Annotated in this window: 18 protein-coding genes and 1 pseudogene; 11 read left to right on the top strand and 8 right to left on the bottom strand. The window is 63.8% G+C overall.

Features of this window, described 5'->3' with window-relative positions:
* The 11 genes and pseudogenes from LB571_RS11800 to LB571_RS11850 all read left to right on the top strand — a co-directional run.
* A pseudogene (locus tag LB571_RS11800) lies at positions 1 to 191 on the top strand (ABC transporter permease); the annotation flags it as partial.
* A gap of 88 nt (positions 192 to 279) precedes the next feature.
* Positions 280 to 1,305, top strand: coding sequence for a sugar ABC transporter substrate-binding protein (locus tag LB571_RS11805; RefSeq protein ID WP_140725948.1), 1,026 nt, complete (start codon positions 280 to 282; stop codon positions 1,303 to 1,305).
* A gap of 90 nt (positions 1,306 to 1,395) precedes the next feature.
* Entirely contained in the window at positions 1,396 to 3,519 is a 2,124-nt protein-coding gene (locus LB571_RS11810) for an ABC transporter permease (protein ID WP_224594656.1), read from the top strand.
* Positions 3,516 to 4,571, top strand: coding sequence for a hypothetical protein (locus tag LB571_RS11815; RefSeq protein ID WP_224594659.1), 1,056 nt, complete (start codon positions 3,516 to 3,518; stop codon positions 4,569 to 4,571). Before LB571_RS11810 ends, LB571_RS11815 begins: the two co-directional genes overlap by 4 nt.
* Entirely contained in the window at positions 4,571 to 6,067 is a 1,497-nt protein-coding gene (locus LB571_RS11820) for a sugar ABC transporter ATP-binding protein (protein WP_224594662.1), read from the top strand. Before LB571_RS11815 ends, LB571_RS11820 begins: the two co-directional genes overlap by 1 nt.
* 370 nt (positions 6,068 to 6,437) lie before the next feature.
* Entirely contained in the window at positions 6,438 to 6,848 is a 411-nt protein-coding gene (locus LB571_RS11825) for a carboxymuconolactone decarboxylase family protein (protein ID WP_015317089.1), read from the top strand.
* A gap of 138 nt (positions 6,849 to 6,986) precedes the next feature.
* Positions 6,987 to 7,823 (top strand): metallophosphoesterase family protein, encoded by an 837-nt coding sequence (locus LB571_RS11830; RefSeq protein WP_224594665.1) that lies wholly within the window; start codon positions 6,987 to 6,989, stop codon positions 7,821 to 7,823.
* Positions 7,820 to 8,977, top strand: a complete 1,158-nt coding sequence (locus LB571_RS11835) for an ABC transporter ATP-binding protein (protein WP_224523449.1) — start codon at positions 7,820 to 7,822, stop codon at positions 8,975 to 8,977. The genes LB571_RS11830 and LB571_RS11835 overlap by 4 nt, the downstream gene beginning before the upstream one ends.
* Entirely contained in the window at positions 8,970 to 9,893 is a 924-nt protein-coding gene (locus LB571_RS11840) for a carbohydrate ABC transporter permease (protein ID WP_140714459.1), read from the top strand. Before LB571_RS11835 ends, LB571_RS11840 begins: the two co-directional genes overlap by 8 nt.
* Complete coding sequence (locus LB571_RS11845) at positions 9,890 to 10,720, top strand: carbohydrate ABC transporter permease (protein ID WP_140790348.1); 831 nt, start codon at positions 9,890 to 9,892, stop codon at positions 10,718 to 10,720. Before LB571_RS11840 ends, LB571_RS11845 begins: the two co-directional genes overlap by 4 nt.
* A gap of 26 nt (positions 10,721 to 10,746) precedes the next feature.
* The gene (locus tag LB571_RS11850; protein WP_224594667.1) at positions 10,747 to 12,012 is read left to right on the top strand and encodes an ABC transporter substrate-binding protein; all 1,266 of its coding nucleotides are present in this window, start codon (positions 10,747 to 10,749) and stop codon (positions 12,010 to 12,012) included.
* Between the two features lie 50 nt (positions 12,013 to 12,062).
* Here the strand turns inward: LB571_RS11850 and LB571_RS11855 are convergent, their stop codons facing one another.
* The 8 genes from LB571_RS11855 to LB571_RS11890 all read right to left on the bottom strand — a co-directional run bounded on the left by LB571_RS11855 (position 12,063) and on the right by LB571_RS11890 (position 19,392).
* On the bottom strand, positions 12,063 to 12,950 hold the full coding sequence (locus LB571_RS11855; protein ID WP_224595204.1) for an amidohydrolase family protein: 888 nt from the start codon (positions 12,948 to 12,950) through the stop codon (positions 12,063 to 12,065).
* Positions 12,950 to 14,221 carry a vWA domain-containing protein gene (locus tag LB571_RS11860; RefSeq protein WP_224594670.1) on the bottom strand — a complete coding sequence of 424 codons (1,272 nt, stop codon included), beginning with the start codon at positions 14,219 to 14,221 and terminating at the stop codon, positions 12,950 to 12,952. The genes LB571_RS11855 and LB571_RS11860 overlap by 1 nt, the downstream gene beginning before the upstream one ends.
* Positions 14,218 to 15,099: an AAA family ATPase gene (locus tag LB571_RS11865; protein ID WP_224594672.1), complete on the bottom strand. Its 882-nt coding sequence runs from the start codon at positions 15,097 to 15,099 to the stop codon at positions 14,218 to 14,220. The genes LB571_RS11860 and LB571_RS11865 overlap by 4 nt, the downstream gene beginning before the upstream one ends.
* A gap of 8 nt (positions 15,100 to 15,107) precedes the next feature.
* Positions 15,108 to 16,112 (bottom strand): xanthine dehydrogenase family protein molybdopterin-binding subunit, encoded by a 1,005-nt coding sequence (locus tag LB571_RS28765; protein WP_015317098.1) that lies wholly within the window; start codon positions 16,110 to 16,112, stop codon positions 15,108 to 15,110.
* Position 16,113: 1 nt separating this feature from the next.
* Positions 16,114 to 17,481: a xanthine dehydrogenase family protein molybdopterin-binding subunit gene (locus LB571_RS28770; RefSeq protein ID WP_263484666.1), complete on the bottom strand. Its 1,368-nt coding sequence runs from the start codon at positions 17,479 to 17,481 to the stop codon at positions 16,114 to 16,116.
* Between the two features lie 126 nt (positions 17,482 to 17,607).
* Positions 17,608 to 18,090: a (2Fe-2S)-binding protein gene (locus LB571_RS11880; protein WP_140714471.1), complete on the bottom strand. Its 483-nt coding sequence runs from the start codon at positions 18,088 to 18,090 to the stop codon at positions 17,608 to 17,610.
* A 53-nt stretch (positions 18,091 to 18,143) separates the two neighbouring features.
* Positions 18,144 to 18,938: an FAD binding domain-containing protein gene (locus LB571_RS11885; protein ID WP_140714473.1), complete on the bottom strand. Its 795-nt coding sequence runs from the start codon at positions 18,936 to 18,938 to the stop codon at positions 18,144 to 18,146.
* 10 nt (positions 18,939 to 18,948) lie between these two features.
* Complete coding sequence (locus LB571_RS11890) at positions 18,949 to 19,392, bottom strand: SRPBCC family protein (protein WP_224594677.1); 444 nt, start codon at positions 19,390 to 19,392, stop codon at positions 18,949 to 18,951.
* Positions 19,393 to 19,397 lie beyond the last annotated feature (5 nt).

Here is a 19,397-nt window from a genome sequence, read left to right on the forward strand (position 1 = left end):
GGCGGGGCGGGGTGCGCAATGTGCTGGTCGGCGCCGCGCTGATCGGCATCCTGCTCAACGCCATGACCATCATCGACATTCCGCTGCTCTACCAGAACCTGATCAAGGCGGCGATCCTGCTCGGCGCCATCATCGTCGACGGCATCATCAATCCGCGCGACGAACAGACCGCGCAACAAGGTGACATTTAGAGCAGATGGGCTAGCCCATCTTGCTCTGGGGTACCCGGTGCGATCGCGACGATCGGCCGGCAATGAAAACCGAACCAGAGGATGAGACATGAAACTGATCAGAACCCTCATGGCGGCGGCCACGGCGCTGGCCGTCACCACCTTCGTGGCGCCGACCTTCGCCGCCGACGATCCAGGCCCCGCTGCCTATGCACAAGCGCTGAAAGGCAAGCGCGTCATGCTGGTGCCGCTGGCGATGGGCTTCGACCTGGCGCAGGGCTGGGCGCATTATCTGAAGAAGGAAGTCGAAGCCTGGGGCGGCACGTTCGAAACGCGCGATCCCAACTGGGTCGTCGATGCCGGCGCGCAGGCGATCACCGACGCGATCTCGTCCGACACCAGACCTGATGTGCTGATCATCCATGCGCCGGACCTCAACTCCTATTCCAAGCTTATGAAGAAGGCGCAGGCCGCCGGCACCTATGTGATCCTGGTCGACAATCCGGCGAATTTTCCCGCCGATGCTTTCGTCGGCAGCGACTGGGACCGGCTCGGCCAGCTCGAGGCGGAAGCCGCGATCAAGGGCTGCGGCGAGAACTCGTCCAAGAAGATCGGGCTGGTGCAGGGCGACCAGGCCAACTCCTCCAGCCTTTACCAATATGCCGGCATCATGAAGGTGCTGGACAAGCATCCCGACTTCAAGGTCGTGGCCAAGCCCGATTCCAACTGGGATGCGACGACCTCGCGCAACGTGACCACGACCATGCTGCAGCAGAACCCGGACATCTGCTCGATCATCGACTTCTGGGATGGCGATGCCACCGGCGCGTCGGCCGCGATCCGCGACGCCAAGCTCGACGGCAAGGTGTTTTTGGTCACCACCGGCGGCGGCGAAAAGGCGGCCGATTGCGACAAGCTGAACGACGGCACCTACGGCGCCGTGGTGATGACCGATCTTGCCCGCCAATCGGGCGACATGAACGCCATCATCAAATTCCTGCTGCAGAGCGGCCAGCCGGCCGGCACCTCCCACACATACATCTACACGCTGGAGAAGGCGACGACCAAGGCCGACCTCAAGCCCGACAGCTGCTGGGACCTGAAGGCGCTGCAGGCCGAAGCCGCGGCGAAGTAAGCGGATCGTCTGCAACCGATATCGACGAGGTGGCCGGATTGTCCGACCACCTCTTTCTCTTGTGGCCCCAGACCTGGCAGCAGTGACCCGATGAGCTTTCGCGAACGCCTCCAGTCCTGGCGCTACAATCTCGTGCCCGACCATCTTGTCGGCGAGATCCTGACCAAGCGCTGGACCGACAACGCCATTCCCTTCCTGGCGCTGGTGGTGACTTTGGCGACTTTCGGCTCGATCATTCCAGGCTTCTTCAAGCTCTCTTCCCTGCAGGAATCGACCCGCCAACTCGGCGAGTTTTCGATGGTCGTCACCGGCATGACGGTGGTGATGCTGGGCGGCGGCATCGATCTCTCGGTCGGTTCGATCTTCGCGCTATCCTGCTTTTCCGCCGTCTATGTCTTCTTCATCCTCGAACAGTCGATCTGGCTGGCGCTGGCCGCCTCGCTCGCCACCGGGTTGGTGTTCGGCGCGATCAACGGCTACCTCGTCGGCTACCTCAGGCTGCGGGCGTTTCTCACCACGCTGGTGACCTTCATCTTCGGGCGGGCGCTGTTTGATATCCTGGTCACCACCTATGCCGCCGATGTGCAGCTTTCGACCGCTACTTCAGACTTGCTCGATTTCATCGGCGACAGCACTTTCTGGGGCCTGTCCGTCTCGGTGTGGCTGGCGATCATCCTCGCCATCGTCACCCATATCGCGCTGACGCGCTCGCGGCCGGGCTGGCACGTGCTGGCGGTCGGCGGCTCCCGGCGTTCGGCGCACAATGCCGGCATCCGGGTGCGCCGTACCGTGTTCATGACCTATGTCTTTTCCGGCTTCTGCGCCTCGATCGGCGGCTTTCTCATCGCCTGCCGGCTGAGCGGGGCAGGGCCGGGCACCGGCCTCAATCTCGAGATCATGGCGCTGACGGCGGCGGTGGTCGGCGGCGTCAGTCTCGGCGGCGGGCGCGGCTCGGTCATCAAGGGGCTGATGGGCGCCATCATCGTGCTGACCATGACCAACGGGCTGATCCGGCTGGGCTATGGCACCGGCACCAACCAGATGGTGCTCGGCATCATGCTGGCGGTGGCGGTGACCATCGACATTCGCTGGCTCAAGAACCGCCACAAGGTGCTGAACGAGGTCTATGTCGCGCCGGTTTATCTCAGGATGGGCGAAACCCAGTCCGCGGTGCCGGGCTCGGGTACGCCTTACGCGCTCGACAACCGGCTGTCGGCGGCCGACCATATCGGGCTCGGCGAACTGGAAGGGCCGGAAGACGTCATCCTCGACCGCGACGACAATCTCTATTGCGGCACGCGCCATGGCGAGATCGTCCGCTTCTTCGCGCCGGATTATGTCAGGTCGGAGGTGTTCGCCCATATTGGCGGTTTTCCGCTGGGCTTGGCCTTTGACAAAGGGGGCAATCTGATCAGCTGCGTCGGCGCGATGGGGCTCTATTCCGTCTCTCCGGATCGCGCGGTCAAAAGGCTGTCGGCCGAGACGTCGCGCTCCTGGACCTCGATCGTCGACGATGCGCGGCTGCGCGATCCCAATGATTGCGATATCGCGCCGGACGGCCGCATCTATTTTACGGACTCGACCAAGCGCTATGACGCGCATGACTGGGCGCTGGACTCGATCGAGAACCGCGCCACCGGCCGCCTCCTAGTCTACGATCCCAGGGATGGGTCGACCAGGACGCTGCTCGACGGCTACCGTTACACCAATGGTGTCTGCATGGCGCATGATGGCAAGTCGCTGTTCTTCGCCGAAAGCTGGGCCTGCCGGGTGCATCGCTATTGGCTGGAAGGGCCGAAGGCGGGCACCGCCGAATGCGTCATCCGCGACATGCCGGGCTATCCCGACAACATCAACCGCGCGTCGGACGGCAATTACTGGATGGCGTGGCTGGGCATGCGCACGCCGAGCTTCGACCTGTCGTTGCGCCACCCCGACATGCGCAAGCGCATGACGCGCCGGCTGCCGCAGGACGAATGGCTGTTCCCCAACATCAACACCGGCGGCGTGGTGAAATTCAACGAGAAGGGCGGCATCGTCGAGGCGATGGGCGACTTGACGGGCGGCGCGCACCCGATGGTCACCTCGATGCGCGAGCACAAGGGATATCTGTTCGTCGGCGGCATTCTCAACAATCGCATCGGCCGCTACAAGGTTTCCGGCGCCGACCCGAACTGGACCAGCTCCGCCTCGTATTGGGGAGCGCAGCCATGATCCTCGACCCGATCCTGGATATGTTTCGTGGCAAGGCGGTGACCATCCCGCCGCTCGACGGCGCCTTCCGTCCCAACACGCGGCTGGATGAGGCGCCTGCGTTTGCTGAACTGACCGAGCCGGACAATTTGCTGGTTGCCGATGGGCGGCTGCTGGCCTCCAGCGGCAACGCCATCTATTCGCTCGCCGCCGACACTGAACCGAAGGTTGTCGAGACCTTTCCTTCCCCAATCACGGCGCTGGCTCTGTCGCCATCGGGCCAACTGACGGTGGGGCTCGAAAGCGGCAAGCTCTTGATATCAGGCAAGGAGGTTTCGCCGCCGGCTGGTATCAGCTGCATAACAGCACTTGCCTATGCCGAGGACGGCGCGCTGTGGCTGGCCAACGGGTCGGCCGAGCATACGCCGTCGCAATGGGCCGCCGATCTGATGAAGAAGGGCGCGTCCGGTTCGCTTTGGAAACGAGACGCGGCAGGTGGCGAGTTCCGCAAGATAGCCGGCGGGATCGCCTTTCCCTACGGGCTCCAGCCCCTTGGCAGGGATGTGCTGGTGAGCGAGAGCTGGCGTCACCAACTCGTGCGCTTCGATGGCGCGACCGGCAATCGCTCGACCGTGATGACGCATCTTCCCGGCTATCCCGCTCGGCTGTCGCCGGCCGGCGATGGCGGGGCGTGGCTGACCTTGTTCGCGCCACGCAACCGGCTGATTGAATTCGTGCTGCAGGAAACGCACTACCGCCAGGACATGATCGACCAGGTGCCGCCGGCTTACTGGATCGCGCCGGCGATGGCATCCAGCCGCAGCTTCCTCGAACCGCTGCAATGCGGCGGCATCAGAACCATGGGCATCCACAAGCCGTGGTCGCCGAGCCGTTCCTACGGGCTGGTGGTCAAGCTCGATCAAAACATGCAGCCGCAATTCAGCCTGCACAGCCGCGCCAACGGCACGCGCCACGGCATTTGCAGCGTGGTGGAAAAGGGCGGCCAACTGTTCATTGCTTCCAGGGGTGGCGATTGCGTGCTGGCCGTCGACCTCGCCTCGGGAGGTTTCTGATGGAACCAATTATTCGCCTCGAAAACGTCACCAAGAATTATCGGGGCGTTCCGGCAGTCAAGAACGTCAGCTTCGAACTGCGCAAAGGCGAAATCCACGCACTGCTCGGCGAGAACGGCGCGGGTAAATCGACACTAACCAAGATCATCGCCGGTGTCGTCGACGCCACGTCCGGCAGGATGTTCCACAAGGGCCGGGAGATCGCCTACGCTTCGCCGCATGCCGCGCTAGAGGCCGGCATTGCCATGGTGTTCCAGGAGACCAGCCTGGTGCCGTCGATGACGGTGGCGCAGAACCTCTATCTCGGTACTGAAAAATTCCTCAACCGGCTGCGCGGCACGTATATTTCAGCACAGCAATTCCTGCAGTCGCTGAATTTTCCGGTCGATCCGAACGCCATGGTGGCGACGCTGGGCGCGGCCAAGCGGCAGATGGTCGAGATCGCGCGCGCCGTGCACCACAAGGCCGAGATCATCATCTTCGACGAGCCGACGGCGACCCTGACGCCGGAGGAGAAACGCCATTTCTTCGCGCTGATCCGGCGGCTGAAGGCGAACGGTGTCTCGATCGTCTTCATCAGCCACGCGCTGGAAGAGGCATTGATGATTGCCGACCGCATCACCATTCTGCGCGACGGTGAGCTGGTGATCACCGACGACACGCCGGCCTTCGACCGCGACAGAATTGTCGCCGCCATGGTCGGGCGCACTTTGTCGGGGCAGATCTACCGCCAGCGCGACGAAGCCAAGCTGCGCAAGGCGGGCCGGAAAGTGCTGTCGGTGCAGGACATTTCGATGAGCAATGTCGTGCGCAACAACTCCTTGTCGATCTTCGAGGGCCAGATCACCGGCGTGTTCGGGCTGATCGGCTCCGGCCGCACCGAGACCTTCAAGGTCGTGTCGGGCATCTATAAGCGCGATTTTTTGCGCGGCGGTACAATCGAACTCGACGACAGGCCGGTGCGCTATCGCGTGCCGAGCGAAGCGGTGGCGGACGGCATCGTCTATGTCACCGAGGACCGCAAGAGCGAAGGCATCTTCGAGACGATGAGCATCGCCGAGAACCTGTTTGGCGGCCTGCTGGCGGCCGGCCGTGAAAAGGCCTGGGTGATCAACCAGCAGGAGATGCACGCGCTATCGGCCGAGTGGACGAAGACGCTCAACATCAAGGCGATCAACGACAATGCGCGCGTGGTCGAACTCTCCGGTGGCAACCAGCAGAAGGTGGTGATCGGCAAGGGGCTGGTGCAGCAGCCGCGCATCGTCATTTTCGACGAACCGACGCGCGGCGTCGATGTCGGCGCCATCGCGGAGATCCACCAGATCATCAACCGGCTGGCCGACGAGGGCTTGGCCGTGGTGGTGATCTCGTCCTATTTGCCGGAGATCATGAACCTGTCGGATCGGATCCTGGTCTGCCGGCAAGGCCGCATCGTCGAGGAGTTTTCTCCGGCGGAGGCCACGGAGGAGAAGATCATGTACGCGGCGGTGCACTAGGGGTGCTGGCCGGGTGCGTATGTCGACAATTGGCCGGGATGCCCATCCATTCGTCATCCACGGGCGGAGCAAGGAGCGTAGCGACGCGGCGCAGACCCGAGGATCCATGCCGGGACTTCGAAGCGTAGCAGCGGTGCAGAATTCTGCTTCGCTGCACTCCACGGCTGGCGTCACGGCATGGATCCCAGGGTCTCCGCGACGGCGCTTCGCGCCTGCTTCGCCCTGGGATGACGACGCCGAGGGGGCTCGGCTAACCATCAATGTTCTGCTCAAATCGGCATCGAAAACTGAATCAGAAAAGCCGGTTAGCCGCCTTTGCTCGAGACCTGATTCAGCGACCTGATCCACCGAGCCAACGAAAGGAAACGCCATGGCCACGACAAAACTCCTGAGCGATGCCGAGATGGAAAAAATCCCGGCCGTGAAGGCCGTGTTCGACGATATCCGCGCCACGCGCAAATCGGATTTCGTCAATAATTTCTGGCGCGGGCTGGCCAATGATCCGCCGGCACTGAAGCGGATCTGGGAGCAGTTGAAGGCTGTCATGGTCGCCGAGAGCGCTATCGATCCGCTGACCAAGGAGATGATCTACATCGCGGTTTCGACCGCCAATGGCTGCTCCTACTGCGTGCATTCGCACACGGCGACGGCGCGCGCCAAGGGCATGACAGACGCGCAGCACGGCGAATTGGTGTCGATCATCGGGCTCGCCGGGCAGACCAATCATCTGGTCACGGCCATGCAGATCCCGGTCGATCCGCAATTCGAGGTGAAAAGCTAGCCGTCAGCCAGCCTATCGGGATGGCGGGGAACATTTGTCCCCTGCCTGTTAAGGAAGTGACATGTAACGGCACTAAGGAGACCCACGCGAAGTCGCGCCGGTGGGTTTCCGGCAGCCGGCTCTCGCAGTGGAGCCGGCATGAAAATCGTCCAGATCACCGATACCCATTTCAGCCCGACCAAGCCGCATTTCAACGGCAATTGGGAGCCGCTGGCCGCCTGGATCGCGCAAAGCGGCGCTGACCTCGTCATCCACACCGGCGATCTCAGCGTCGACGGCGCCGACAAGGACGACGACATCGGCTTCTGCATGGAGCTGATGCGGGAAATCTCGGTCCCGATGCTGCTGGTGCCGGGCAATCACGATGTCGGCCATCTGCCGGGCTCCTTGCAGCCGGTCAATGCGGAACGCCTCGAGCGCTGGCGCCGGCTGGTTGGTCCCGATTATTGGACGGAGGACGCCGGAAACTGGCGATTTATCGGTCTCGACAGCCTGCTGATGGGCTTTGATGATGCCGAGGAAGAGGCCCAGTTCGAATGGCTGCGTGCGGCGCTGGAAAGCCGTGGCGGCCGGCGCGTCGCGCTTTTCGCCCACAAGCCGCTTTTCATCGACGCGCCCGGCGAAGGTGACACCGGTTACTGGAGCGTCCGCCCGGCACAGCGGCAACGTCTCTACGATCTGATCGGTGCCCATGACGTGGCGCTTTTCGCCAGCGGTCACCTGCACTGGGCATGGCAAGGCAAATACGAAAACACCGCGCTGGTCTGGGGTCCGTCGGCCGCCTTTGTCGTCGGCGACATGGAGCGCGACATGCCGGGCGAGCGGCTGCTCGGCGCCGTCGTGCATGAATTCGACGATACAGTCACCAGCGAGATCGTCGCTGTTCCCGGCATGACCGTCCACGTCCTCGATGACGTGGTCGAGGAAGTCTACCCGCACGAGGCGCACAAGGTCCGCAGGAAAGTCGCGTCATGAGCGCGCTCTCGCTCCGCGGCTTGAACAAGTCCTTTGGCGGCAATGCCGTCCTGAACGGCGTCAGCCTCGATGTCAAAGCGGGCGAGTTCATCGCCCTGGTCGGCCCCTCGGGCTGCGGCAAGAGCACCTTGCTGCGCATTCTTGCCGGGCTTGATCATGCCGACAGCGGCGAGATATTCGTTGCTGGCAAGGACATGTCGGCGGTCGCCGCGGCCGATCGCAACATCGCCATGGTGTTCCAGTCCTACGCGCTCTACCCGCATCTGACGGCCGGCCAGAACATCGCGGTTCCCTTGGCCATGAAGCGGCTGAGCCGGACGCAGCGCCTGCCGCTGGTCGGCTCCGCATTGCCGGGCCAGAAAGAAATCCGCGCTGGCATTTCGCGGGATGTCCGCGAGATGGCGACGGTACTCAAGATCGATCATCTGCTCGACCGCAAGCCTGGTCAGATGTCGGGCGGGCAGCGGCAGCGTGTCGCCCTGGCGCGCGCCATGGTGCGGCGCCCCTCGATCTTCCTGATGGACGAGCCGCTTTCCAACCTCGACGCCAATCTGCGGGTGCACGCCCGTGGCGAGATCGTCGAACTGCACCGCCGCGCCGGCGTGCCGACGCTCTATGTGACGCATGACCAGGCCGAGGCACTTTCGATGGCCGACCGGGTGGCGGTGATGATCGGCGGCAATCTGCTGCAACTCGCCGCGCCCGAGGCGATCTACAACGATCCGGCCCATATCGAGGTCGCCCGTTTCGTCGGCCAGCCCAGGATCAACATCATACCGGCACTTGCCGAAAATGGCCGTGTCAGCTTCGAAGGCATCCGGTTGGCCCTGATGGAGAAGGTGGCAAACGGCCCGGTCAGCCTCGGCATCCGGCCCGAATTCGTCAAACTGTCTCCCAGTGGGCGGAGCGGCCTTGCCGGGCGGATCGAGCGCCTCGAATTCCTCGGTTCGGAAGTCATTGCCCATTGCCGGCTCGATGCGACCGGCGACATCGTCATCGCCAAGCTGGCGCCGCACGAGGCGAGGGACCTGATTGCGGGAATGCCGGTGGGTATCCTCCTTCCACCCGAGCATGCCATGGTCTTCGGGCCGGAGGGAAAGCGGCTGCGCACGGCGAGCGCCGCGCCCGCACGCCAGGAGCCGGCCTATGTCTAGCGTCGCGCTGGCTGGCAATATCCTGAGCGCCGCGGCCCTCCACAGGCGCAGCGAGGACCGCACCGCCTGGCTGCTGGCGGCCCCGGCGATCGTGCTCTTGCTGCTGTTCGTGCTGCTGCCGGTGGTCGCCGTCATCTTCCTCGGCTTCACCGATTTCGAACTCGGTTATGGCAAATTCCGCCTGGTCGGCTTCGAGAATTACGCGCATCTCCTGACCGACCGCACCTTCCGCAAATCGCTGTGGAACACATCGGTCTATACGGCGATCGTCGCACCGGTCTCGATCGTGCTTGGCCTTGGCGTCGCCTTGCTGATCGAAGGCGAACCTCGGGCGCGCGGTTTCTTCCGCACCGTCTATTTCCTGCCGGTCGCATCGCTGATCGTCGCCATGGCGACAGTCTGGCAATATCTCTTCCACCCGACCATCGGGCCACTCAACGCGCTGCTTGCGCTGGTCGGCATTCCTGGCCCGAACTGGCTCGGCGCCTCCAGCACCGTGCTCTACAGCCTGTCGATCATCGGCGTCTGGCAGTCGGTCGGCTTCAACATGGTGCTGTTCCTGGCTGGCCTGACGGCGATCCCGCGCGAGCTCTACGCCGCTGCTCACGTCGATGGCGCGAAATCGGCGCTCGACCGGTTTTTCCTGGTCACCTGGCCGATGCTCGGGCCGACGACGCTGTTCGTCGTCACGATCAGCATCACCAATGCGGTGAAGGTCTTCGAAACCGTGAAGATGCTGACCGATGGCGGGCCCAACAAGGCCTCCGAAGTGCTGCTGTTCACCATCTACCAGGAAGGCTTCGTCTACCTGCGCGTCGGCTATGCCTCGGCAATGACCGTCGTCTTCCTTGCGATCCTGGTCGTGCTGATGCTTCTCCAATACCGCGTACTCGACCGGCGGGTGCATTACACATGACCAGCCTGCCTGCCGGCCGCATCATCCGTTTCGCGCTGCTTTCGCTGGGCGCGTTGATGATCCTCGCGCCTTACATCTTCATGATCTCGACCGCGGGCAAGACGCAGAGCGACATCTTTACCTCGTCGCTGTCGCTCATCCCGCAGCATTTCTATTTTGCCGAGAATTTCGCCAAGGCGCTGAGCAAGGTGCCGATGGCAACACTGCTGTGGAACGGCGTCGTCGTGTGCGGCCTGATCTTCTTCTTCCAAGTGCTGGTCGCGATTCCCTGCGCCTACGCCATGGCCAAGCTGAAATTCCGTGCCGCGCGGCTGATGATGGTGCTGGTCATGCTCGGCCTGCTGGTACCGATCCATGCCACGGCGCTGCCGCTCTATGTCGCCTTCGACAGGATGTCGCTGCTCAACAGCTACACCTCGCTGGTGGCGCCGTTCACCATCTCGGTGTTCGCGATCTTCATGTTCCTGCAGTTCTTCCGCGCCATGCCCGACGACCTCATCCACGCGGCAAGGCTCGACGGCATGTCCGAGCTCGGGATCGTCGCGCGCGTCATCGTCCCCAACGCCTGGCCGGCCGTCACCGCGTTTGCGATCTTTTCGGTGGTCGCCCACTGGAACGATCTCTACTGGCCGCTGATCGTCGTCAGCAAGCAGGCCTATGCCACGCCGCCGCTCGGCCTGATGTATTTCCGCGCCGCCGAGGCGGGCGACGATTACGGCGCGCTGATGGCCGCCACGCTGATCATCACCCTTCCACTCGTCGTCGCCTTCCTGTTCGCACAGAAGCGCTTCGTCGAAGGCATCACCATGACCGGTCTCAAAGGCTGACCGGGTCGAACCAGGAGCACGAGCACATGAAGCAACTTTCCAGGATACTTGCAGCGGCGGCGATCTCGCTGACGACAGCCCTTCCGGCCTATGCCGACACGACGCTGACGGTCCATTATCCGATGCCCGGCTTCTTCAAGAACGTGATGGACACGATCTCGAAGAAGTTCATGGAAGAAAATCCCGACATCAAGATCCAGTTCGCCAGCCCGTCCGCCACCTATGAGGAAGGCATCCAGACCATCCTTCGCCAGGCCGGCACCGACGAAATGCCCGACATCACCTTCATCGGTCTCAACCGTCTGCGCATGCTCAACGAACGCGACGTCGCCGTCGATCTTGGCCCGCTGGTCAAGAAGGAAGGCAACATGGCTGAGCTCGGCTTCTCCGACACGATCCTGAAGCTGGCGCAGGTCAACGGCAAGCAGGTCGGCCTCGCCTTCGCCACCTCGAACCCGATCATGTATTACAACGCCGACCTGGTGAAGGCCGCCGGCGGTGATCCGGACAATCCGCCCAAGACCTGGGACGAGGTCATCGCGCTCGGCGGCAAGATCAAGGCGCTCGGCAATGGCGTCGACGGCATCGACTTCCGCTGGCAGGGCGACGACTGGATGTTTTCGGCGCTGCTGTTCGGCGCCGGTGGCAAGATGCTGAACGAGGACGAAAGCAAGGTCGCCTTCAACGGGCCGGAAGGCGAGAAGGCAGTCGAGATCCTGCAGCGGATGGTGAAGGAGGGCGGCATGCCGGTCTTCACCAAGCCGGCTGGCGAGCAGGCGTTCGCGGCCGGCAAGGTTGGCTTCGAGTTCCAGACCACCGGCGCGCTGGTCAACACCATCAAGAACGTCGGCGACAAGTTCACGCTGCGGACGGCCAAGATCCCGCTGATCGATCCGGCCAACGGCCATCTGCCGACCGGCGGCAATGCCGTGGTCATCCTGACCAAGGATGCCGCCAAGCAGGACGCCGCCTGGAAATTCGCGAAATTCGCCGCCGGCCCTTATGGCGCGTCGGTCGTCGTGCCCGGCACCGGCTATGTCCCCAACAATGAACTCGCGGCGAAATCGCCGGAATATCTCGGTGATTTCTACAAGAAGAACCCGCTGTTCCAGGCCGGGCTCAGCCAGATGCCGCTGATGGTTCCGTGGTATGCCTTTCCGGGGACCAACGGTGTGAAGGTGACACAGACCATCGTCGACAATCTGTCGCGGATCGTCGACCAGTCGGCGACGCCCAAGGAAGCGCTCACCGATGCGGCAAGCGACGTCGAAGGCATGCTGCCGACGCAGTAAGGACTTGCCAGGGCATCGCCGCGCCAAGGGCGCGGCGAACTCCCTGGCGGTCAAGCCGGCCGGTAGATCCGCTCCGCCGTATTCCAGAAGATATCAGCCTCGGCCGCCGGACCGTGCTTCGCTACAGCCGCGCGGTGGGCCTTGATCAGTTCGGCGTGGCTCGTCCACAACTTCTCGATGGGGAAGTTGGAACCGAACATCAGGTGATCCGCGCCCAATATCTCGATCGCGTTGTCGACGATATAGGCGATCAGCGCCGGGTCGTTGCGGTGGACGAAAGTGCCGAGGCCAGACAGCTTGGCGTAGACGTTCGGCGCCGCCGACAGCGTGCGCAGCCCAGCCTTCCAGTCTTCGGTGGTTTCCTGATCCATGCCGGTCAGCATGCCGGCGTGGGTGAGGATGAAATTGGTCTCTGGATTTTCTCCGACCAGCGTCAACCCGTCTTTCATCTGGGCGGGAAAGAGCTGCAGGTCGAAGGACAGGTCATAATCCTTCAGCCGCGCCACATTGGCTCGTACCCTGGGATCGATCACCTGATCGGGGCCAGTGGCGAAGCGGAAGGCCGGGGTCTCGTGCCAATGCAACTGCATGCGCACGCCGCGCAGCAGCGGATATTTTTTCAAGCGGTCGATCTGGGGTCTGATATCGTCCACCGTCATGTCGGTGTAGCCGACGATGGCGTGCGGCCAGCCGGTTTCATCTGCCGTTTTCTGCAGGAAGGCGACTTCCTTTTCGAAGTCCTCCTTCGCCCAGTTGGTCTGGACGTAGACCGCTTTCTCGACGCCGCACCCTTGCTGGTCGGCGAGAAACTCCTCGATCCGGTAGTCGCGGCGGATCGGCTCGTAGGGGCCGAAGATGCGCGGCACCATCGGCCCGACCAGCCAGGGCTGGTCCTGCTGGCGCCAGATGTGGAAATGCGCGTCGATGGCTTTCTGCATCACGATACCCTTTTCCAGATTGTCGCCGCCGGTGGGGCAGGGCGGGCGAGCGACAGGATGAAATCGGTGAGGCCGGCGAGCGACGAGCCGTCGACCAGATCGTCCAGGTCAGGCAGGATGGCGCGAAGTGCCGCCGTTGCCGGCTGGAAGCGCGGGTCGCCGGCCAAAGGTGTCGCCAACGACAGCCGGAACGCGCGGGCGCTCAGCCGGCGCATCGCCGTCTCCAGTTCGGCATGGCCGCCGCGCTCCAGCGCGTCGGACAGGATGATCACTGCCGCACCACGTGCGAAGGCGGAAAAACGCGGCACGGAGAGGAAGGCAAGCAGCGTTGGCCCCATGCGGGTGCCGCCGTCCCAGTCGTCGACCTGGGCTGCCGCGCGCGCCAACGCCTGGTTCCTGTCGCGGATCCGCAGCGCTGACGTAATGCGGTTTAGGCGCGTGCCGAAGGTGAAGATTTCTGCCCGGTCAGCGCCTTGCACGGCGGCATGCGCGAGCTTCAAATAATCCGACGTGTGCAGCTTCATCGAGCCGGACACGTCGATCAGGATCAGCAGTTTGCGCGGCACGGTCTGGCGGCGACGCAGCAGCGGCGAGGGGACATCGCCATCGGCGCTGACGATTTCCCTGAGCGAGCGGCGCAGGTCGAGCTTGCCGCGCGAATGGGTGCGCACGGTGCGGAAGGAGCGGCGCGCGGGCAGGGCGCTCGACAGTTGGCGGCGAAAGACGGTCAGCCTGTCGTCGTCGCGCTGGAAGTCGCGGCTGCTCAACTGTTCGATCGCCGAGGATAGCTCGCCGCCTTCCTGTCGCTGCTCGGCTTCGATCCGCTCGTCGTCGGCGCCGCCATCATCCTTGACGCGGGTTTCCTCGTCGCTGTCGCCTTCCACCACGGCTGATGTGTTGCCGTAAAAATGGCTTTGGAAATGCGCCTCGAATTCGTCGCGGCGGTCAGGTGGCGGCGCCAGGGTGGCCAGCGCTGCCTCACGGATATCGGCCATCGAACGGGGCCCGAGCAGCGTCACGGCCTGCATGAAGCCAGAGATTTGCTCCGGGGCGATTATAAAGCCGTAGCGGCGCAGCAGTTGGCCGAAGCCAAGGAAGGGCGTGGCGGCGGGAGGTACGCTCTCCTCGCCCCGTTTACGGGGAGAGGATGCCGGCAGGCAGGTGAGGGGCAGCGCCGACTTCTGGCCATCGTGGCGCCGCCCCTCATCCGCCCCTTCGGGGCACCTTCTCCCCGTGAACGGGGAGAAGGGATCGTTGACGTCCCGGCTCACGCCAGTGCCTCCTGGACGATGCGCCCAAGCTCGGGGGCGATGTAGGAGAGGTCTTCCTCGTCCTTGATCAACACGCCGATGGCGCGGCGGAAGGCTTCCGGCCACGGGCTGCCGCCCTTTTCCAGGATCGTCGCGGCATTGGCCCATTCGACGGCTTCGGCGATGCCGGGCGGCTTGGCGAGCGGGCGGGCGCGGATGGTCTGCACGGCGGCCGCCACCGCGCGCGCGGTAGCCTCCGCGACATCGCCAGCACGCAGCATGATGATGGCGGCCTCGCGTTCGGCGTCGGGGTAGCCGATCCAGTGATAGACGCAGCGGCGGCGCAGCGCCTCGGCGAGTTCACGGGTGCGGTTCGAAGTCAGAATGACGATCGGCTGAGCGGCGGCACGGATGGTGCCGCGCTCGGGGATGCTGATCTGGAAGTCGGACAGGAATTCCAGCAGCAGCGCCTCGAATTCATGATCCGAGCGATCGATCTCGTCGACCAGCAAAATACGCTGCCGCGGCGCCTTCAACACCTGCAGCAGCGGCCGGGCAATCAGGAAACGGTCATCATAGATGTCGATCTCGTGCTCGCCGGCATGGCGGATGGCGAGCAGTTGGCGCTGGTAGTTCCACTCATAGAGCGCATGCGCCGCGTCGATGCCTTCATAGCATTGCAGGCGCACCAGATCGCGGCCGAGCAGCTCGGCGATCGCCTTGGCGGCTTCCGTCTTGCCGACGCCCGGCGCGCCTTCGAGCAGCAACGGCTTGCCCAGCCGGATGGCCAGAAAGATCGCGGTGGCGAGGCTGTCGTCGGCCAGATAGCGCGAGGCGGCGAGGCGCTCGGCCACCGCCTCCGGCGAGGTCGCGACCGTTTCGGCGTTTACCTCGGGCATGTCGGTCCTCAGTTCGCGGCTTGCGCCTTGAGCGCGCGCAAAATGCGTTCCGGCGTGATCGGCAGCGTGTCGATACGCACGCCGACCGCGTCGAAGACGGCGTTGGCGACCGCCGGGATTTGCGGGTTGGCGCACATTTCGCCCGGTCCCTTGGCGCCATAGGGGCCATCTGCCGAGGGCCGCTCCAGCACGATGATTTCGGTTTCGGCGAGGTCGCCGGGGCCAGGCATCAGATACTGGTTGAAGTCGGTGCCGCCATGGTCGCGGTTGGGATAATAGGGTTCCGTCGTCTCGTAAAGCGCATGGCTGATGCCCATCCAGGAGCCGCCGACCAGCTGCTGCTCGACCATTTTAGGGTTCAACGCGCGGCCGATCTCGAAGACGTTCTTGACCGTCAGCACCGTGACCTCGCCGGTTTCGTCGTCGACTTCGACCTCGGCCACCGTGCAGGCATGCGCGTAACAGGTCGACGGCTTCATCGCGCCGGTCTCCTTCTCCGGATAGGAGCGCGGGATCAAAAACATGCCACGGCCTGAGATCGAGCGGCCGCGCTTGAAATGCGCCGACAGGGCGACATCGAAGATCGAGATCGATCTCTGCGGCGCGCCCTTGACCAGTATGTTGCCCTGGCCGTCGGTTTCGAGGTCCGAGGCATTCACTTCCAGTTCCTCGGCCGCCACTTCAAGCATCACCTGGCGGGCTTCCCTGGCGGCCTGGATGACCGCGTTGCCGGCGCGGTGTGTGCCGCGCGAGGCGAAGGTGCCCATGCAGTGCGGGCCGGTGTCGGTGTCGGCGGTGTCGACGACGACGCGATCGGTCGGCACGCCGATCGTCTCGGCGCAGATCTGCGCCATGATCTGCTTCATGCCCTGGCCGAGATCGACCGAGGACAGCGTGACCATGAAATTGCCGGTCGGGGTCGAATGCACCAGCGCCTGGGTCGGGTCGCCGCCAAGGTTCATGCCGGTGGGATAGTTGATCGCGGCGACGCCGCGCCCACGCCTGATCGCCATCTCAAGCTCCGTTCTTGTAGGAGGACATCGCCATGTATTTCTCCGCCACCGGCCAGTGGGCGGCGCGCGAGGCTTCCTGCATGCATTCGATGAGTGCCGCGCCCTCGGTCGGCTGGCGATGCGCCTTCATGTCGCCGTCGCGATAGGCGTTGACGAAGCGGAATTCGAGTGGATCCATGCCGATCAGCCGCGCCAGCTTGTCCATCTGCACCTCCAGCGCGAAATCGCCGATGGTGACGCCGAAGCCGCGCATGGCCGACGACGGCGTGCGATTGGTATAGACGCAGTAGGTGTCGATCCAGACGTTGGGGATGGTGTAGGGACCGGGATAGTGCCCGGCGCCCTTCTGCGCGCCATAGGGCGAGTGGCGGGAGTAGGCACCGGCATCGGTGTAGCCGGTGACCTTCCGTGCGACGATGCGGCCATCGTTCATGACGCCGTCCTTGATGACGACTTTTTCGGCCGCGCGGGGCGAGGAGATCTGCATCTCCTCCTCGCGGCTGTAGATAAAACAGACTGGTCGCCCGGTTAGTTTTGCGCCGAGGATGGCAATCGGCTCGACGATGACATCGACCTTGCCGCCGAAACCGCCGCCGACCGTGCCGCCGACAAAATGCAGCTTGCTGCCCGGCATCTGCAGGATGATCGAGGTGTTGTCGAGGGTGAAGAACATCGCCTGTGTGTTGGTGTAGCAGGTGAAGCGGTCATTGCCCTCGGGCGCCACCACGCAACCGGTGGTCTCGGTCGGCGCGTGCTCGATGGGCGAGGACTGATAGCTTTGCTCCAGCACGTGATCGGCCTCGGCAAAGCCCGCCTCGACATCGCCGAAGCGCACCTTGCGGCACGCGCCGCTGTCATAGAGGTAATGGTTCTGGCCGTGATATTCGTTGACGATGGGCGCGCCGGGCTTCAGCGCTTCCTCCATGTCGAACACGGCGGGCAGCACTTCATAATCGACCTTGACCTTGGCGGCGGCCTCCTGGGCGGCACGCTCGGTTTCGGCCAACACCGCCACCACGGCCTCGCCCTTCCAGCGCACCTTGCCGTCGGCCAGGACCGTCTCGTCTTCCGGTCCGACCTGGATCAGGATCAGGATCGTGTAGACATTGTGCGGCACGTCCCTGGCCGTCAGCACCTTGACCACGCCCGGATGTTTTTCGGCCTCCGACGTGTCGATCGAGCGGATGCTGGCATGGTGATGAGGGCTGCGCACCATCTTCAAATGCAGCATGCCGGGAAAGTTGCGGTCGGCGAAATAGGCGGTCTTTCCGGTGACGTGGCCTGGCGAATCCGAGCGTGGCCGCGCCTGGCCGATCTCATGCAGATCGTCCTTGCGGACATCGGCGAAGTAGCTCTTGCGCAATTCCATTTCTTTGGTCCCTCAGAGCATGATGCCGAAAAGTGTGAAGCGGTTTTCGGGCGACATCATGCTCTATCTCTTTGATTTAGAGCCGGATTCGGATTTCAGGTCTGTTCGACCTGAAATCATCCGGCTCTAGGCCGCGTTCTGCGAATTGGCGCGGGCGGCGGTGAGCACCGCCTGGATGATCGGCTCGTAGCCGGTGCAGCGGCAGATGTTGCCCGACAGCGCTTCGACGACATCGTCGCGGCTGGGATTGGGCGAGTGGTCGAGCAGCACCTTGGCCGCCATGATCATGCCCGGCGTGCAGAAGCCGCATTGCGTGGCGAAGGCGTCGAGGAAGGCATGCTGCAGCGGATGCAGCACACCGCCGTCGGCGAGACCCGATGTGGTGGTGATGATGGCGCCATTGCAGGTCTCGGCCAGCGTCAGGCAGGACAGCCGGAGTTCGCCGTCGATAATCACCGAGCAGGCCCCGCAAGTGCCCTGATGGCAGCCGCCCTTAGGCGAGGTGTCGCCGATCTTGTCGCGCAAGGCGTTGAGCAGCGTGGTGCCGCTTTCGACGAATTCGGCCTTCTCAGATCCATTGAGCGTGAACTGGACGGGAATCTTTGCCATTCTTCCTCCTTGCGCGCCTGCCCCGTAGGGAAAGCGCGCCCCCCCGATTGTGATTAGCCGAGCAGCAGCCGACCGAGATGGACCGGCAGAACTTCGGCGCGATACCATGCGCTTGCGATCGAGTCGGTGATCGGCGCGGTGCCTTCGCTGGCGGCGGCCAGTGCTGGCGCGATGCCGTCATGGTCAAGCCTTTTGCCGATTAGCGCCTTCTCCGCCGCCTCGGCGCGCACCGGCCGGTCGGCCATGCAACCAAGTGCGATGCGCGCAGAAGAGACGGTGCCGTCGGCAGCCTGCTCCAGCAGGGCGGCAATGCTCAGCACCGAGACGCCCTTGGGTTTGATCCGCGACACTTTGAGGAAGCGGAAGCTGTCGGCCTTCGGAAGCGCGAAACTGACTGACGTGACGATGGAACGATTATCGTCTCGCCCCGTCAGGAAGGTCTCGATAGGCATTTCGCTGTCGCCGGTGCTGACCAGGGCGTCGAGCGCCAGCAAGGCGACGGCGAAATCGCCATAGGGGCTTGGCGCAAACAGGTTGCCGCCGACGGTGGCCATGTTGCGGATGGCCGGGCCGCCGACAGCGCGCGCGGCCTTGGCAAGCTGGCCGAGCTCGCGATGGCGGGCGATCGCCGCCATGGTCACCGAAGCGCCGATGCGGACCGTGCCGCCGGAGACCGCGATTGCCGACAGGGCCGGGTCGGTCGACCTGACAAGGCTGGAGACCGAGACATCGCCTTCATTGGCGGCGCGTACGACAAGCGTGCCGCCGCCGAGATAGCGCGTGCCGGCGGCTTTCAGCGCCGCGCTGGCGTCTTTCACCGTTGCAAAACTCTGCAATGCCAGCGCCATGGCCCGCTCCTCAACTCTGGCCGGCGAAATGGCTCTTCAGGGCGTTGAAGCCGCCCTGGAAGACATTGGCGCCCATGCCCTCGGCCAGCTTGTCGGCTTCTTCGGGTGCTGCGTCGAAGCTGGCGGTCCATTCGGCATAGGTGCGGTCGCCGTCGGTGACGCGCCTGAGCTGCAGCGTCGCCCTGTGGTTGGTGAGGGGCTGCGGCGTTTCCAGGATGGAATAGCTGACGAGGAAATTGTCATCGGAGAAGTCGAGCAGTTTTTCGCGCAGGCGGGCACCGCTGGCCAGCTGGAAGTTGCGCACGCAGCCGATCGTGCTGGCATCCTTGCCGTCTTCGATATGGCTCTCGACCATGCGTGGATGCCAACCCGGCAACCCGTTGAAGTCGCGTATGCGCGCCCAAACCTTTTCGACCGGTGCGTCGATCACGCTGGAAATGGTGACTTTGGGCATATGAT

The sequence above is a fragment of the Mesorhizobium sp. BR1-1-4 genome (assembly GCF_020165375.1).
Classification (GTDB): domain Bacteria; phylum Pseudomonadota; class Alphaproteobacteria; order Rhizobiales; family Rhizobiaceae; genus Mesorhizobium; species Mesorhizobium australicum.

Excerpts from the sequence above, each read along its gene's own strand:
- LB571_RS11805 (WP_140725948.1), top strand. The coding sequence starts at position 280 with ATGAAACTGATCAGAACCCTCATGGCGGCGGCCACGGCGCTGGCCGTC.
- LB571_RS11810 (WP_224594656.1), top strand. The coding sequence starts at position 1,396 with ATGAGCTTTCGCGAACGCCTCCAGTCCTGGCGCTACAATCTCGTGCCC.
- LB571_RS11815 (WP_224594659.1), top strand. The coding sequence starts at position 3,516 with ATGATCCTCGACCCGATCCTGGATATGTTTCGTGGCAAGGCGGTGACC.
- LB571_RS11820 (WP_224594662.1), top strand. The coding sequence starts at position 4,571 with ATGGAACCAATTATTCGCCTCGAAAACGTCACCAAGAATTATCGGGGC.
- LB571_RS11825 (WP_015317089.1), top strand. The coding sequence starts at position 6,438 with ATGGCCACGACAAAACTCCTGAGCGATGCCGAGATGGAAAAAATCCCG.
- LB571_RS11830 (WP_224594665.1), top strand. The coding sequence starts at position 6,987 with ATGAAAATCGTCCAGATCACCGATACCCATTTCAGCCCGACCAAGCCG.
- LB571_RS11835 (WP_224523449.1), top strand. The coding sequence starts at position 7,820 with ATGAGCGCGCTCTCGCTCCGCGGCTTGAACAAGTCCTTTGGCGGCAAT.
- LB571_RS11840 (WP_140714459.1), top strand. The coding sequence starts at position 8,970 with ATGTCTAGCGTCGCGCTGGCTGGCAATATCCTGAGCGCCGCGGCCCTC.
- LB571_RS11845 (WP_140790348.1), top strand. The coding sequence starts at position 9,890 with ATGACCAGCCTGCCTGCCGGCCGCATCATCCGTTTCGCGCTGCTTTCG.
- LB571_RS11850 (WP_224594667.1), top strand. The coding sequence starts at position 10,747 with ATGAAGCAACTTTCCAGGATACTTGCAGCGGCGGCGATCTCGCTGACG.
- LB571_RS11855 (WP_224595204.1), bottom strand. The coding sequence starts at position 12,950 with ATGCAGAAAGCCATCGACGCGCATTTCCACATCTGGCGCCAGCAGGAC.
- LB571_RS11865 (WP_224594672.1), bottom strand. The coding sequence starts at position 15,099 with ATGCCCGAGGTAAACGCCGAAACGGTCGCGACCTCGCCGGAGGCGGTG.
- LB571_RS28765 (WP_015317098.1), bottom strand. The coding sequence starts at position 16,112 with ATGGCGATCAGGCGTGGGCGCGGCGTCGCCGCGATCAACTATCCCACC.
- LB571_RS28770 (WP_263484666.1), bottom strand. The coding sequence starts at position 17,481 with ATGGAATTGCGCAAGAGCTACTTCGCCGATGTCCGCAAGGACGATCTG.
- LB571_RS11880 (WP_140714471.1), bottom strand. The coding sequence starts at position 18,090 with ATGGCAAAGATTCCCGTCCAGTTCACGCTCAATGGATCTGAGAAGGCC.
- LB571_RS11885 (WP_140714473.1), bottom strand. The coding sequence starts at position 18,938 with ATGGCGCTGGCATTGCAGAGTTTTGCAACGGTGAAAGACGCCAGCGCG.
- LB571_RS11890 (WP_224594677.1), bottom strand. The coding sequence starts at position 19,392 with ATGCCCAAAGTCACCATTTCCAGCGTGATCGACGCACCGGTCGAAAAG.